The sequence below is a fragment of the Pseudomonas sp. PDM02 genome (assembly GCF_014852285.1).
GTDB classification, from domain to species: Bacteria; Pseudomonadota; Gammaproteobacteria; order Pseudomonadales; family Pseudomonadaceae; genus Aquipseudomonas; species Aquipseudomonas migulae.
Genome location: NZ_JACVBL010000019.1, coordinates 1 through 14,389, shown reverse-complemented (window position 1 = coordinate 14,389; position 14,389 = coordinate 1). Strand labels below are relative to the sequence as shown.

The 14,389-nt window shown below is 56.5% G+C and carries 13 protein-coding genes; 7 read left to right on the top strand and 6 right to left on the bottom strand.

Translation table 11 applies throughout. From position 1 onward, the window contains the following. The first annotated feature begins 19 nt into the window (after window positions 1-19). The gene (gene gudD / locus IB245_RS26525) at window positions 20-1,363 is read left to right on the top strand and encodes a glucarate dehydratase (protein WP_192229166.1); all 1,344 of its coding nucleotides are present in this window, start codon (window positions 20-22) and stop codon (window positions 1,361-1,363) included. Between the two features lie 128 nt (window positions 1,364-1,491). Here the strand turns inward: gudD and IB245_RS26520 are convergent, their stop codons facing one another. Next, on the bottom strand, window positions 1,492-2,373 hold the full coding sequence (locus IB245_RS26520) for a LysR family transcriptional regulator (RefSeq protein WP_192229165.1): 882 nt from the start codon (window positions 2,371-2,373) through the stop codon (window positions 1,492-1,494). Between the two features lie 159 nt (window positions 2,374-2,532). On the opposite strand from IB245_RS26520, the gene ampC reads away from it, so the two are divergent. Beyond that, window positions 2,533-3,699 (top strand): class C beta-lactamase, encoded by a 1,167-nt coding sequence (ampC, locus tag IB245_RS26515; RefSeq protein WP_225610006.1) that lies wholly within the window; start codon window positions 2,533-2,535, stop codon window positions 3,697-3,699. A gap of 182 nt (window positions 3,700-3,881) precedes the next feature. Here the strand turns inward: ampC and IB245_RS26510 are convergent, their stop codons facing one another. Continuing rightward, window positions 3,882-4,430, bottom strand: coding sequence for a DUF4174 domain-containing protein (locus IB245_RS26510; protein WP_192229163.1), 549 nt, complete (start codon window positions 4,428-4,430; stop codon window positions 3,882-3,884). Window positions 4,431-4,607: 177 nt separating this feature from the next. On the opposite strand from IB245_RS26510, the gene IB245_RS26505 reads away from it, so the two are divergent. Further along, window positions 4,608-4,976 (top strand): VOC family protein, encoded by a 369-nt coding sequence (locus IB245_RS26505; protein ID WP_192229162.1) that lies wholly within the window; start codon window positions 4,608-4,610, stop codon window positions 4,974-4,976. 21 nt (window positions 4,977-4,997) lie between these two features. On the opposite strand, the gene IB245_RS29490 is transcribed toward IB245_RS26505, so the two are convergent. Together IB245_RS29490 and IB245_RS26495 are read right to left on the bottom strand one after the other, a co-directional pair. Further along, window positions 4,998-5,231, bottom strand: a complete 234-nt coding sequence (locus IB245_RS29490; protein ID WP_081500232.1) for a DUF2798 domain-containing protein — start codon at window positions 5,229-5,231, stop codon at window positions 4,998-5,000. Window positions 5,232-5,288: 57 nt separating this feature from the next. Then, window positions 5,289-6,008 (bottom strand): cysteine hydrolase, encoded by a 720-nt coding sequence (locus IB245_RS26495; protein WP_192229161.1) that lies wholly within the window; start codon window positions 6,006-6,008, stop codon window positions 5,289-5,291. 152 nt (window positions 6,009-6,160) lie between these two features. On the opposite strand from IB245_RS26495, the gene IB245_RS26490 reads away from it, so the two are divergent. The 3 genes from IB245_RS26490 to IB245_RS26480 all read left to right on the top strand — a co-directional run bounded on the left by IB245_RS26490 (window position 6,161) and on the right by IB245_RS26480 (window position 11,042). Then, window positions 6,161-7,048: a helix-turn-helix transcriptional regulator gene (locus IB245_RS26490; RefSeq protein WP_192229160.1), complete on the top strand. Its 888-nt coding sequence runs from the start codon at window positions 6,161-6,163 to the stop codon at window positions 7,046-7,048. A 180-nt stretch (window positions 7,049-7,228) separates the two neighbouring features. Next, window positions 7,229-7,579 carry a hypothetical protein gene (locus IB245_RS26485; protein WP_192229159.1) on the top strand — a complete coding sequence of 117 codons (351 nt, stop codon included), beginning with the start codon at window positions 7,229-7,231 and terminating at the stop codon, window positions 7,577-7,579. A 625-nt stretch (window positions 7,580-8,204) separates the two neighbouring features. Next, complete coding sequence (locus IB245_RS26480; RefSeq protein ID WP_225610005.1) at window positions 8,205-11,042, top strand: EAL domain-containing protein; 2,838 nt, start codon at window positions 8,205-8,207, stop codon at window positions 11,040-11,042. Between the two features lie 25 nt (window positions 11,043-11,067). On the opposite strand, the gene IB245_RS26475 is transcribed toward IB245_RS26480, so the two are convergent. Together IB245_RS26475 and IB245_RS26470 are read right to left on the bottom strand one after the other, a co-directional pair. Beyond that, a complete protein-coding gene (locus IB245_RS26475) occupies window positions 11,068-11,853 on the bottom strand; it encodes a sulfite exporter TauE/SafE family protein (RefSeq protein ID WP_008033636.1) in 786 nt (261 codons plus the stop codon). 204 nt (window positions 11,854-12,057) lie between these two features. Continuing rightward, window positions 12,058-12,807, bottom strand: coding sequence for a hypothetical protein (locus tag IB245_RS26470; RefSeq protein ID WP_008044104.1), 750 nt, complete (start codon window positions 12,805-12,807; stop codon window positions 12,058-12,060). A gap of 248 nt (window positions 12,808-13,055) precedes the next feature. Here IB245_RS26470 and IB245_RS26465 point away from each other — a divergent pair, with 248 nt between their 5' ends. Then, window positions 13,056-14,204, top strand: a complete 1,149-nt coding sequence (locus IB245_RS26465; RefSeq protein WP_008044105.1) for an aldose epimerase family protein — start codon at window positions 13,056-13,058, stop codon at window positions 14,202-14,204. The last annotated feature ends 185 nt before the right edge of the window (window positions 14,205-14,389 follow it).

The window sequence follows — 14,389 nt, the reverse complement described above, 5'->3', positions numbered from 1 at the left end:
GCTATTTAAGGACAAGAACATGAACCAACAAGACACCGCAAAAGCCCCGATCATCACCAGCATGCAAGTGGTTCCGGTGGCCGGTCACGATGGCATGCTGCTCAACCTGAGCGGCGCCCATGGCCCGTTTTTCACCCGCAACATCGTGATCCTCAAGGACAACGCCGGGCACACCGGCGTCGGCGAAGTGCCGGGCGGCGAGCGCATTCGCCAGACTCTGGAAGATGCGCGCAGCCTGGTGGTCGGCAGCCCGATCGGCACCTATCAGAGAATTCTCAACCAGGTGCGCCAGACCTTCGCCGACCGCGATGCCGGTGGCCGCGGCTTGCAGACGTTCGACCTGCGCATCACCATTCACGCGGTGACTGGCCTGGAAGCGGCGCTGCTCGATTTGCTCGGCCAACACCTGGACGTGCCCGTCGCAGCACTGCTCGGCGAAGGCCAGCAACGCGACGAAGTGAAGATGCTCGGTTATCTGTTTTATGTCGGTGATCGCAACGCTACCGATCTGGCTTACCGCAGCGAACCGGACGCCGACAACGACTGGTTCCGCGTACGCCACGAGAAAGCCATGACCGCCGATTCCGTGGTGCGCCTGGCGGAAGCCGCCCACGCCCGTTACGGGTTCAAGGACTTCAAGCTCAAGGGCGGCGTGCTCAGTGGCGACGAAGAAATCGAAGCGGTCACCGCGCTGGCCGAACGTTTTCCCGACGCACGCATCACCCTTGATCCGAATGGCGCCTGGTCGCTGAAAGAAGCGATCCGCTTGTGCCGCGATCAGCATCACGTCCTCGCTTATGCCGAAGACCCGTGCGGTGCAGAAAACGGTTATTCAGGCCGGGAAGTCATGGCCGAATTCCGCCGTGCCACCGGCCTGAAAACCGCGACCAACATGATCGCCACCGACTGGCGGGAAATGGGCCACGCGATCCAGTTGCAATCGGTGGACATCCCGCTGGCCGACCCGCATTTCTGGACGATGCAGGGTTCGGTTCGCGTGGCGCAGATGTGCCACGAATGGGGCCTGACCTGGGGCTCGCACTCCAACAACCACTTCGATATTTCCCTGGCGATGTTCACCCACGTCGCAGCCGCTGCACCGGGTGAAATCACCGCCATCGACACCCACTGGATCTGGCAGGACGGCCAGCGCCTGACCAAAGCGCCGCTGCAGATCGTCGACGGTTGCGTGCAAGTGCCGAAGAAACCGGGGCTCGGGGTTGAGCTGGACATGGATCAACTGGCCAAGGCCCATGAGCTGTACAAAGGCATGGGGCTGGGCGCGCGGGATGACAGCGTGGCGATGCAGTTTCTGATTCCGGGTTGGAAATTCGATAACAAGCGGCCAAGCCTGGTGCGTTAAAACCCTGGAGAACACCGCAACCCTTGTAGGAGCAGAGCTTGCTCGCGAAGGCGGCGGCAGATCTTGCATCGACGTGACTGAGAGACCGCCTTCGCGAGCAAGCTCTGCTCCTACAGGGGTTGCGGTGTTCAATCGTTCATCTGCGCGGCCTGTAACAACCACCCCTTGAACGCCGCCATCGCCGACGTTTCGGGCCGTGACTGCAAGCGGGTCAGCCAGTAGCTGCCGGTGGTGATGCCGATGGCGAACGGTTGCTCGATGACTCCCGCCGCCAGTTGCCGGGCGAACATCAACGGCGGCGCCAAGGCCACACCCGCACCTTGCAGTGCCGCCTCCATCATCGCCAGCGAAGAATCAAAGACGATGCTGCGAGGCGGCGCGACATGGGCAGGCAGGCCGGTAGCCTGAAACCACTCAGGCCACTCATCCGTGCGATAGGAGCGCAACAGCGTTTGCTGCAACAGATCGTCCGGCGTGTGCAGTTGCCGGGCAATCTCGGGCACGCACAACACCGACAACGGCGCCTCGATCAACCTGACCGCCTCAATCCCGTGCCACGCTCCCGCGCCAAAGCGAATCGCGTAATCCAGCCCTTCAGCCGCAACGTCCACTCGATTGTTGTGGGTCGACAGGCGCAAATCTATGAACGGATGTTTCGCCTGAAAGTCCGCCAGTCTCGGCAACAGCCAACCGACCGCAAACGTCCCCACTGCGCCCACCGTCAACACCTCACGAAAATGCCCGCCTTCGAAACGCTCCAGGGTTTCGGCGATTCGATCGAAGGACTCGCGCAACACCGGCAACAAGGTCTCCCCTTCACTGGTCAGCATCAGCCCGCGTGGCAGGCGTTTGAACAGGGTGACGTTGAGTTGGGCTTCCAGGCTTTTGACCTGATGACTCACCGCGGCTTGCGTGACGCACAACTCCACCGCCGCCCGTGTAAAACTCAGATGACGCGCCGAGGCCTCGAAGGCGCGCAGTGCGTTGAGCGGTAATTGCGGGCGGATCATGCCAACTCCCAAATTTTTCTAATGGCTAAGCCGAGATATTGTCGTTTGTCGAAGCACGGCATACTGAATAGATTTGGCACGCCCGGCGACGGCCCGATTCATAAACCGCTCGGAGTGTAGCGGGTTTAATCATCAAATCTCATGGACAGCAGCTCAATCATGCACAACTCAACATTCGGCAAGGTCTTATCCTGCAGCGCTTTCGGACTGCTCCTCAGTGCAGGTTACTGCATTGCCGGGAATCAGACTGACGCGCAGATCGAAGCGGCGGTGAATGCCGCGGTTGCCCCGGTCATGCAGCAACAGAACATTCCCGGCATGGCCGTCGCGATCACCGTAGATGGCAAGCAGCATTACTTTAACTACGGCGTGGCCTCGAAGGAAACCGGCACGCCTGTCACCGAAAGCACCCTGTTCGAGATCGGTTCGGTGAGCAAAACCTTCACCGCCACCCTCTCCGCCTACGCCCAGGCCAGCGGCAAACTGTCCCTGTCGGACAAGGCCAGCCATGTCCTGCCGGCATTGCGCGACAGCGCGTTCGATCACGTCAGCGTGCTGCAACTGGGCACCTACACCGCCGGCGGCCTGCCGCTGCAATTCCCCGACAATGCCGATGCAGCCGACAAGATGCTCGGCTATTTCAAACAGTGGAAACCGGCTTACACCGCCGGCAGCCATCGGCTGTATTCGAACCCGAGCCTGGGGTTGTTCGGGTATCTGGCGGCCAACAGCATGGGCCAGCCGTTTGACGAGCTGATGGAAAAGACCGTGCTGCCCAAGCTCGGCTTGAAGCACACCTTCCTCAAGGTGCCGCAGGATCAGATGGCGCTTTACGCTCAGGGTTACAACAAGGAAGACAAACCGGTGCGAGTCGAGCCGGGCGCGCTGGACTCAGAAGCGTATGGCGTAAAAACCAGCGCCTCGGACCTGCTTCGCTACGTCGAGGCGAACATCAAACCGTCTGGCCTTGAAGCGCCGATGCAGCAAGCCATCGCCACGACGCATGCCGGTTACTACACCGTCGGCGACATGACCCAGGGGCTGGGCTGGGAGTTTTACCACTACCCGATCACCCTCGATAAATTGCTCGCAGGCAACTCGTCGCAAATGACGATGGAGGCGCACAAAGTCCAGTGGCTGAACCCGCCGCAAGCTCAACCGGACAACGTGCTGATCAACAAGACCGGCTCCACCGGTGGCTTCGGCGCGTATGTGGCGTACGTGCCCTCGAAAGACATCGGCATCGTGATCCTGGCCAACAAAAACTACCCGAACCCGGAGCGAGTCAAAATCGCCCATGCAGTGTTGAGCACATTGACTCAATAACCTACGAACCAACCCCCTGTAGGAGCGAGCCTGCTCGCGATTGCGGTGTGTCAGGCGAAAGGGATTTCGAATGTTACGCCCTCATCGCGAGCAAGCTTGCTCCTACAAGGGTCGGCGCGGGCAAAAAAATGGGCGACCTGTTGAGGTCGCCCATTTTTGTTAGCGCGTGATCATCTACGCATTCAATCGTCAGGCATTTCCGGTGGCTTGGCCGGCTTCGCCGGTTTGCCCGGTTTCGTTCCCTTGGTGCCGTTAGGCGGTGCGGCCTCTGTGACGGGCGGCGGGGTGGGCACCGTGGCTTCTTTCTCGGTGGACGGCAACTGGTCGACCGTACTGAAAATCGTCTTCAGATCAACCGCGTCCGATTGCTCGAGTTTCTTTTCGCCGTCCTTGCCGACCAGAATCACCTTGGTCTTGGCCCCTGCCCCCAACTTGAGCGAACGGATCAAGGCTGCCGTGTCTTGTGGCCCGAGGTCTTTGCCTTCGCGCTGGCCCATCAGGTTGAGCACGGTGTACAGGACCATGTTCCGGTCGGTGAATTCCTTGCGATTGGCCGGCTCATCCAGTGACTTTTTCAGGCTGACCCACGCCGGGTCGACCGTGCTCGGCGCAATGACAATCAGCGGCCGGGACCTGCCCTTGTCCATGTCCAGCGGTGAGTCGCCATCGGCGGCGAGCAAGGGGCCGGCGAAAGCCAGCAGGGTTGTCAGGGTCAATGACCTGATGAGCATGCGCATCTCCTTTTGATATCCACGCTCTAATGATTGCGCATCGCGGCGTTCGTTCCGGGGGTCGCACCGCAATTGTGTTTCGCCTTGACCCAAGCTTAGGTCAGGGCGGTCATTGCGCAACAGGCTGAGCTAATCTCAAGACTCGATATACACCTGAACCGCCGTGAGGATCCCGCCATGAGCGCTCAGCTGAATCACACCATCGTCTGGTGCCGAAACAAACAGATATCCGCGTCGTTTCTGGTCGAGATTCTCGGCTTGCCCGCCCCCGAACCCTTCGGGCCGATGTTGATCGTGAAACTCGAAAACGGCGTGTCGCTGGACTACTACAACAATGACCCGCCGATTGCCTCTCAGCATTATGCGTTTCTGGTCAGCGACGACGATTTCGATGCGGCGTTCGCTCGCCTGCAAGCCAGGCAGCAAACGTGGTGGGCTGATCCCTGCAAACAGCAACCGCAACAGATCAACGATTATGGCGGTGGCAGGCGCGTGTATTTCGATGACCCGGACGGGCATCTGCTGGAGATTTTCACCCGGGAATGACAAACAATGCTGCCGGGCATCTTAAGGATCTTCTTGCACCACAAAGGACGTTAGCCGCCTTATCAGCGGCGTCGCAAGTAACACGAATGGCACAATGGTCATCCAGGCAACCAGCCAGGCTTTTAATCCATACGACAGTAACTGGCTGGCCGAAAGGCTTGAAGGACTGGCTATGGCCGTAGCAATAGCGCAGGTGATTGCGGACTGGATCACCGCAGAAGTTCGCTGGCGAAATCGCCGATGGAGCTTGGGCATTTCCGGTACTCCCAGACGGCTGCGTCGCAAGTTGCGAGCAGCCGGCTTGCATGGACCTTACTTGGCTTGGAGCAATTCAACAGTCTGCGCAGTCGTCAACAGAGCGTTGGCGATGTAACGGAAGTTGATCAGCGCGGCCAGGTAACCGTCCCCTTCCGGGGTGGTCGGGCCGGCGGTAGCGTCACGCACCACGGCCACCTCGAAACCTTGCTCCAGCAATTCACGCAGGTGCGACTCGACGCAAAGGTTGGCCGCCATACCCGCCAGAATAATTTGCGATACACCGTGCTTGCGCAGTTGCAGCGCCAAGTCATTGGTTTCCGGGCCGTAGACCTTGTGTGGCGAAGCGATGATGGTTTTGCCGTCGAGAATGTACGGCTTGAACTCGGGCATGAAGTCCGCACCGGAGTTCTCGAAACCGTCGAGGGTCAGCGGGCCCTTGCGATCGAACATGCAGATGGTGTGCATGACCTTTTCCAGCGGCCCGCCGAATTTCCACTCGTGGTCGCACGGATAGTAGTAGTGCGGGGAGACAGCGACCGTGATGCCCGCACCTTTGGCGGCAGCGAACAACTGACCGAGGTGATTGACCACATCGTGCTCGACGATGCTCTTGCCAAACACATCCCAACTCACACCCTCAGGGCTGAGGAAATCTATTTGGGGGTCGATGACGACCAGAGCAGTGCGGGAGAGGTCAATTTTCATCCCTGGATCTGGCAGCGCAGGGCTGGCTGGATCTGCATAATGTGCGAGGCGTGTTGTGTCGTTGCTCATGCCAATAGACTCCGATCGTGGGTAACAAAGTTGCTCTATGCCATGGCGCCCCTGCGGGCCGTTGCTTACCATCGGCGAGAACTTCATCCTATCCCCACCTTCTGATCCGACTTTGTCAGCACGTACAGAGTCTTTATCTGGTCGTCGCTATCATGGATATCCTGTCCGAATTCTTCGAACGCACGAACCTTCAGGGCAGGCTTTTCTTCTCTGGTCGGGTCGATGGCACTCTTGTCCTCGATAAGCCGCCAGGCATGGCGTTCATCCACGTCATCAGTCAGGGCGGTATCGACATGGTTCAGCCTGGCTTACCAAAGATTTCCATTGCCGAGCCCAGCGTGCTGTTCTGTCCGAGCAGTTGCCGGTATCAACTGCGCTCCAATACGATCGAGGGGGCAGAACTGATTTGCGCCTCATTTCAATTTGGGCGAAACACACAACACCCCTTCCCTCTCGGGCTCAAAGAAACCCTGATCTTCCCATTCAGAGAGCTGGAGAATCTCGGCCCGGTTATTGGCGCGTTACTCGCCGAGTTTCGGGATCAGGGAGCTGGAAGGACCAAAGCGCTGAATCTGCTGCTGGAATACATTTTTGTCCTGATCGTGCGACGCGCCGTTGCAGACGGACTGATATCCAGTGGATTGCTCTATGCCCTGCAGGATGGGCGCCTCGGTGCGGTGTTCAACAGCATCCATTCAGTGCCGGATGAGCTTTGGACCGTCGAGAAACTGGCGAGCCTGGCGAACATGTCCAGGTCGAAATTTTCTGCCTGCTTCGCTCAGATAATGGGGCAGTCGCCTATGGGGTACGTCACCGCATGGAGGATGAAGGTGGCTCAGGACATGCTTCGTGATGGTGTTCAGATCAAGGTGATCGCCGAGTCGGTCGGTTACAGCTCGCAGGCGTCTTTTTCGAAAAGCTTTCTGAACGTCATTGGTTGTCCTCCAGCCGAGTGGCTGAAACGCGATGCCAGTGCAGAAGCACCCTTGGTGACCGCACACGTGCAGCCTGCACAGGATTTTATGGTTTCACAGGCGTAACAGAGCAAGGATCGCCGAACCCAAATGGAGTCTTTATGACTACTCATCAAGTCATATTGACTCTTTCCAGCCGTTGTATATATGACAACACGCAATCCTATCTTGTTGATATATAACAACAAATAAAATGGCACGATTCATGAATTGGTTTTGGAAATGCCTCCAAAGCAGGAAATCATCATGTCTCGATCCATGCCCCTCAGCTTTACGCTTTGCCTGTTGCTCTCACCCGTGTGCATGGCCGATCAAGTCGTCCGTGAGGTGCCTGATACCACCGCCGGCAAGGGTGCCGGTGCCGTGACCGGATTGATGGTCGGCGCCGTGGGTGGCCCGATTGGAGCGCTGATCGGTGCCGGCGTCGGATTCTTTGCCGGCAGCGCAGCTCAGGAAGCGGCCGGTCTCACGGAAACCGCTTATGAAGTGAAGGACGCCCAGGGCGAAATCAGCACTGTTCGCTCGCCCAATGCCCGCTTCGAACCAGGTCAGCAAGTGACGCGCAAAGGTCCGCGTCTGGTGCGTCAGGACAGTTAATCCAGCCATCACCACGAACTTCTTCTTGGGATCCGGCCATGGGTCGGTTCCTCTTTTTTTCTCGTTTTCGAGGGTGGACGAGCCGCATCTCGTCTGCCCTTTTTTCTTACACCGCGCTTTATCCTTAAAGGCTGCGAAACACCGTAAACAGCCTCTTGATGATAATCATTGCAATGAATACTCATCGATCTAACGATAGGTATCAGCCGCAAAAGTCGCTTCATCTAAGGCAATGCAAAAAACAGCAACTTTATAGCCGGTTGTCAGACAAATATGGATAAGCATCTAACACACAAGCACTTTTATTTACTTTCCTGACCATTCGGCCAACAAAGACAGCAAAAATTATCCTCGTCGTCACGTTTAAGCATTTCAATTCAACACTACTTTCTTATAAAATTCCCCGCCTTAATGGCCCCTGGCCAGCAACCTCGGAAAAGCGGCTCTCTCTCCCTTGAAAAGAAAAGCCCGGCGACACCTTGTTGCGACTTTTCCTGACATCATCCGGTACAGCTCCGAACACTGAATTCCTTTCGTACAATCATGAACTGCCAGCCAGGCACTTTCTGCCTGGATGCTCCCTTTACTAACGTTTCCCTATCTGTCCGAGACAGAGGAGGATTATTTGCTTCGCAAGCTTGCACTGCCTTATGGTTTGAGGACGATCCTGACGACTGCGCTGGTATTCCAGTGTGCAACTTTAGTCCTCAGCTTATGGTTAGTGAGCAGCAACCAATCGAGCATTGGAACCCTATCAAGTGTCGCTGTCGATCAAGTCGACGCAGTGGCAGAAACTGTTCAACACTTGATGGAGGCACGCCTCTCCCTGTCGCGAGCCAACACCCGCATCGTACTGTTTAATAAAATTCCGCATGAAATGGTGCAACACGCCCGCACGGAATTGACACTGGCGAATAAATCGTTTGACCGCTTCCTCACACACACAAAGGTTGATGAAGAAAACCATATCCGAGTCCAGGCTTTAAAAGACGTGTATTCACGTTATGTGGAGGTGCTCAATCAACTGGTCAAGTACACGGGCGCTGGCGACGTCCAATGGGCACTCGCTCAGCCGGTACAGGACATTCAAGAGCAACTCCTTCTGGAACAAAAAAACTTCATCAAATACGGAAACAGCATCAGCCAGACTTCTCTTCAGTCCATGGGCGATCGATTTAAAATATACATCGCCGCCGCTGCAATGATACTTCTAATGGTATTAGCAACAACATTCTTCCTGTTGTACATCATAAAGAAAGTAGAGAAGAGTCGACTTCTAAAAATTGCCGTCAATCGAACTGATAGTGCAATTATCGTCACCAACCCGGACAGCATAATTACTTATGTAAATGAGGGTTTTGTGCGCATGCTGGGTTATGAAATATCAGACCTGGTGGGGAAAAAACCGGACGAGGTATTTTATGGCCGCCATACGGATCAGGAAGCCGTCCTTTCTTTCAGAAACAGTATCCAGAAAGGACAAAGCCATACCACTGAATTACTGGTCTACAACAAATCAAAGAATCCATTATGGGTACGCGTGGTCGCCAATCCGGTGCTCGACCCACAGGGTGTTCAGCAGGACGTCGTGGCTATTGTGACTGACATCACCGAGGCCAAGATGAACGACGAGTTGCAGTTCAAGGTCCTCAGTGCCATGGCCCGCGAAGAACCACTTCCCGACATCATGAAGTTGATTTGCCTGGAGATAGGTCGTATCGCTCCTGAAATCGGCGTTTCAATAAGGCAATTTGATGAGCAGGGCTGCCTTCCACTGGTGGCGGAATTCAACCTGCCGGCCGGGTTGATTCAGTCACTGGAAAGCCTTGCCGAAAGGTCCATCCTGAAAAAAATGGACGTGAAAGAAAGCATGATGCTGAACTTCACTGACCCTGCATCGGACCAGGGCGATTGCATCGATCACAAGCTCTCGCAATCGTTCGGTTTCACGGCCGGCTGGGTTAACACCATTCGCTCCAACAACGGACGTTGTTTAGGCACATTTACCCTTTACTACCGTGAAAATCACCTCCCAGCGGTCCAACATCACAGGCTGCTTGAAACCAGCCTGAAGCTGTGCGCACTCGCCCTCGAGAGGGACAGCTTTATCAACGATATTGAACGACTGGCCTATTATGACAGCCTGACGATGTTGCCCAATCGGCGACTGTTGATGATGAAAGCAAACTCAATGATTGCCAATGCTCAGCGCTCGCAATCATCAATGGCCGTGTTGTTCATCGACATTAATAAGTTCAAGCAAATCAATGACTCACTTGGGCACGCCGCCGGGGATTTGCTTCTGTCTGAAATAGCCAGGAGGCTTCAGGGTTCTGTGAGGGGCAACGACTTTGTCAGCCGGCTTTCAGGAGATGAATTCGTCATTATTCTGTCCCCCTCCAGCGCTGAACAGGCGATTGCCTTTTCAGAAAGAATGCTCGGCAAACTATCGGAACCCATGATGTTGGCCGATGTAAAAATTGCGCCCTCGGCCAGCATTGGTATTGGTATTTATCCAGACCACGGTAACGACATTCACTCGTTGCTTTTGCATGCCGATCAGGCGATGTACAAAGCCAAGTCCGCAGGCCGCCAGGCAATTGAAGTGTTCGACCAAGTGATCAACGATTCAACCAATGACGAACTGACACTGAGCCTGGCCCTCGAGAATGCCCTGGAGTCCAATCAGCTGACGCTGCATTACCAGCCCCAGATAGCGCTCGACGACAACCAACTCTTTGGTGTCGAGGCACTTGCCCGCTGGTGTCATCCGGAGCTTGGAAATATCCCTCCAAATCGATTCATCCCTTTGGTGCGCGAGGCAGGATTGATGCCCAAGCTCAATCAATGGGTACTCACCGAAGCCTGCCGGCAGATGGCTCAATGGCGCGACTCGGGACTTGCCGTGCCTCGTATGTCGGTAAACATCTTCCCCGTCGCCTTTCGCGACAGAGCCATAATTGATCTCATCCAGTCTCTGCTGACAAAGCATGGGCTCTTACCCTCCTGCTTGACGCTGGAGGTCACGGAAGACTTCATACTGGACGCCACCGACAACGTCATATCGGTCATTACCGAGGTCCGTCAACTAGGCGTCAGCTTATCCATTGACGATTTTGGCACCGGTTACTCCAGCCTGAGCTACCTGCTGCGACTGCCCGTGGATACCATCAAGCTGGACAAGAGTTTTATCGACGATATCGAAAAAAGCGAAAGCGCCCGAACACTGGCGCAGTCGATTGCCGGGATCTGCAAGAGCTTGCAATTGAACATTGTCGCCGAAGGTGTTGAAACCGATGCGCAGCTTGAAATCCTTCGAGGCCAGGGATACCAGATAGCGCAAGGTTATTGTTTCTCGCGCCCTTTGACCCCACAGGATTTGGCTCAATGGATCCGTGAGAGATTCCTTTCCATCGATGATAGCGAACGCTACCGAATCTCGGCTCCCAAGAGCCTGCTGTGAGATTTCAAGGGATGTCGTACAGAACCTAGAACGCCAGTTTGTAGCCGATCAGCACCAGCATCGTCGCCAGGCACGGGCGCAACACCTCATCCGAGATGCGGCCGGTCAGGTGGCTGCCCAGGTAAATCCCCGGCAGCGAACCGACCAGCAAGTAGCCCAGCACATGCCAATCCATGTTGCCCATGCTCGCATGGCCGAGACCGGCGACCAGGGTCAGCGGTACGGCGTGGGCGATTTCCGTGCCGACGAGGCGGCGGGTAGGCAACAGCGGATACAGGATAAACAGCGCCACGGTGCCCAGGGCGCCCGCGCCGATGGAGGTCAGGGCGACCATGGTGCCGAGGATCAGGCCGGTGATCACGGTCAGCCCATTCAAGCGTTTGCCGCTTGGGTTGTAGGTGCCACCGGCGCGTTTGTGGGCGAAGTCGAGCAGGCGTTTCTTGAAGAAAATCGCCAGTGCCGTGGCAAACAGGACAAAGCCCAGCGCCTGTTTGATGATGGCGTTCATCGCGTCGGGGGACGTTTGCAAACTGCTCAGGAACCACAACGTCAGCGCCACGGCCGGCACGCTGCCGAGCGTCAGCCAACCGGTAATGGCCCAGTCAATGTTCTTGTTCTTGCGATGTACCAGCACACCACTGGATTTGGTAATCGCGGCGTACAGCAGGTCCGTACCCACCGCAGTCGCCGGATTAATGCCGAACCAAAGCAGGATCGGCGTCATCAGCGAGCCGCCGCCCACGCCGGTCATGCCGACAATGAACCCCACCACCAAACCTGCCACAACCAAACCGAAGTTAACGAAATCCATTAACACGCCCACAAAAACGCATGAAAAAACTGGCCCGCAGCATAGCGATTTTTCTTATAACTACTTATATCGATGCGGTCTATCGTTATTCCTGCACGCGCATTCCTTGTAGGAGCCGGCTTGCCGGCGATGGCGGAATTTCTGCAACATTGATTTGACTGACACACCGCAATCGCCGGCAAGCCGGCTCCTACAAGTCGGGGTTTACTGGACGGGGAGGAAATTGAGGAACAACAGGCTCTGTGCGTAGTTCAGGCCGATCCGCCGGTAGCGCTCGTCCAGCATCTGGGTCAACAGGTCCAGGCGCGCGACGATCTTGCCGAACTCCACGGCAAAACTCAGGTTGCTGCCCTCCTCCGAGATCTCGTTGGAAAACAGCAAGGGCTCGCCGTTTTTGTTTTGCCGCTGGCTGAGGATCCAGGTGGCTTTCTCGATGTTGCGCGCAGCGTTGCTGACGAAGACCGGGTTGATCGCATCGGTCATGTAAAACTCCAGCCGATTGCCGTGAGCGGTGACCAGCATGCTGCCGATGGCGTAGATGAAAGCGCCGACCCGGTCGCCGAGGAACTCCGGGCTCATGGCGTAATTCAGCGCTGCCAGATCCTTCTTGCCCCCCAGCGTCGGCAGCGGTTGTTGCTGTTCGATGGCCAGGCGCACCTGTTTGCCGGCGGTGCGGGCGTCGAGAAATCCGGACTTCTTCAGCTCCTGCGGGTTGCGCAGGTAGAGCTTGCCCATCAGCAGGTAAAGGCTGTCGAGGTTGTCGCGCATCGCCAGGGTGGCCATGCGGTCGACGCTGGTCTGGAGGAATTCCTGGGGCCTGCCTTCACGAAACTGGCTGACGATGTCCCGGCCCTGCTGCTGACTGCAACCGGTCGTGAAGAGCATCGACAGCACGGCGAGCAGCAGGCAATGGCGGCGGATGTGCACAGCGGTGAGGGGTAAAACTCGGGCCATGGGTGCTTGAACTTGGGCATGGGCCGGCGGAGGGGATCGCCGCAGGCTGACCAAGGGTAGAGCCGTGGATTGCGAAAAAGTGCAGAACCTGCAGTCCGCCCTTTCCCAACAAAGTGAAGGGGACAACTAATTAGTCATACTTTTTAATTGCAACGTCGCACGATTCAGCTATAAATCCTTCCATTTCGAATTAATAATCGACATTTAGTATGACTACTTTTAAAAAACAATAAAAAGGAAGGTAACCCATGCTTCACTCCAGATACCCGCACTACGCCCTTGGGCTGTCCCTGATGATCGCCACCCTCACCGCCCAGGCCAATGGTCTGTCCAGCGAACATAAAGCCTTCGGCAAAACCAATGACGGCACAGCCGTCGAACAATACGTGTTGCGTAACAGCCACGGCATGCAGGCCACCGTGATCACCTACGGAGCGACGCTGCAGTCGCTTGCCGTGCCGGACAAAAACGGCAAGCTCGAAGACGTGGTGCTCGGCTTCGACAACGTACAGGGCTATCAGAGCGGCAAGGCCTACTTCGGCGCGACCATCGGGCGCTTCGGTAATCGCCTGGCCAACGGTGCGTTCGAAATCGATGGCAAGCGCTTTCAGGTGCCGCAAAATGACGGCTCGAATTCACTGCACGGCGGCCCGCAGGGTTTTGACAAACATGTCTGGAAAGCCAAACCGGCGAAGGGCAAGGATTCAGTGGGCGTGACGCTGACATACCTGTCGGCGGACGGCGAAATGGGTTTTCCTGGCAACCTGACAACCGAGGTCACCTACAGCCTCAACGAAAACAACGAGCTGCGCATTGAGTACAAGGCCTCCACCGACAAACCGACGGTGCTGAACCTGACCAATCACAGCTACTTCAACCTGGCCGGCGCGGGTAACGGCGACGTGTTGCAACAGGTCGCAACCTTGCACGCCAGTCACTACACGCCGGTCAACGGTAAGTTGATTCCTACCGGCGAGCTGGCTCCGGTGACCGGTACGCCGATGGACTTCACCCAACCCACCGCCATTGGCAAACACATCAAGGCGGATCATCCGCAGCTGAAATTCGCTGAGCCAAAACAGGGTGGCTTCGATTTCAACTGGGTGCTGGATGCCAAGGGGGACCTCGGCAAACTGGCTGCCGATGTCAGCGACCCGCAGTCCGGGCGTCGTTTGCAGCTCTATACCACTGAGCCTGGCGTGCAGTTCTATACCAGCAACTTCCTTGATGGCTCGGTCAAGGGCAAGGCCGGCAAGACTTACGCACACTGGAGCGCGTTCACTCTGGAAACCCAGCATTACCCGGACGCGCCCAATCAGCCGAACTTCCCGTCTACGCGACTGGATCCGGGCAAGACGTATACCCAGAGTACTGTGTTGAAGTTTTCTGCTCGGTAAGACGTTGGGGGGCATCAGCGCTTGGGTGAATATCCATTATTTCGGTGATGGCTGATCGTGGTTTCGCCCTTACGGCGAGTCACTTGGAAGAGCCCCAAGTAACCAAGGGCTCTTGCCCCTTTCGTTCGGTGGCTCGCTAATGCTCGCCATGCCCTCGCTCCGGTCCTGCTCCGTGGGCCCGCCGC

Coding starts and splice junctions, on each gene's coding strand:
- IB245_RS26465 (WP_008044105.1), top strand. CDS start 13,056: ATGCTTCACTCCAGATACCCGCACTACGCCCTTGGGCTGTCCCTGATG.
- IB245_RS26470 (WP_008044104.1), bottom strand. CDS start 12,807: ATGGCCCGAGTTTTACCCCTCACCGCTGTGCACATCCGCCGCCATTGC.
- IB245_RS26520 (WP_192229165.1), bottom strand. CDS start 2,373: ATGATCCGCCCGCAATTACCGCTCAACGCACTGCGCGCCTTCGAGGCC.
- ampC (WP_225610006.1), top strand. CDS start 2,533: ATGCACAACTCAACATTCGGCAAGGTCTTATCCTGCAGCGCTTTCGGA.
- gudD (WP_192229166.1), top strand. CDS start 20: ATGAACCAACAAGACACCGCAAAAGCCCCGATCATCACCAGCATGCAA.
- IB245_RS26475 (WP_008033636.1), bottom strand. CDS start 11,853: ATGGATTTCGTTAACTTCGGTTTGGTTGTGGCAGGTTTGGTGGTGGGG.
- IB245_RS29490 (WP_081500232.1), bottom strand. CDS start 5,231: ATGCCCAAGCTCCATCGGCGATTTCGCCAGCGAACTTCTGCGGTGATC.
- IB245_RS26495 (WP_192229161.1), bottom strand. CDS start 6,008: ATGAGCAACGACACAACACGCCTCGCACATTATGCAGATCCAGCCAGC.
- IB245_RS26505 (WP_192229162.1), top strand. CDS start 4,608: ATGAGCGCTCAGCTGAATCACACCATCGTCTGGTGCCGAAACAAACAG.
- IB245_RS26485 (WP_192229159.1), top strand. CDS start 7,229: ATGTCTCGATCCATGCCCCTCAGCTTTACGCTTTGCCTGTTGCTCTCA.
- IB245_RS26510 (WP_192229163.1), bottom strand. CDS start 4,430: ATGCTCATCAGGTCATTGACCCTGACAACCCTGCTGGCTTTCGCCGGC.
- IB245_RS26490 (WP_192229160.1), top strand. CDS start 6,161: ATGGATATCCTGTCCGAATTCTTCGAACGCACGAACCTTCAGGGCAGG.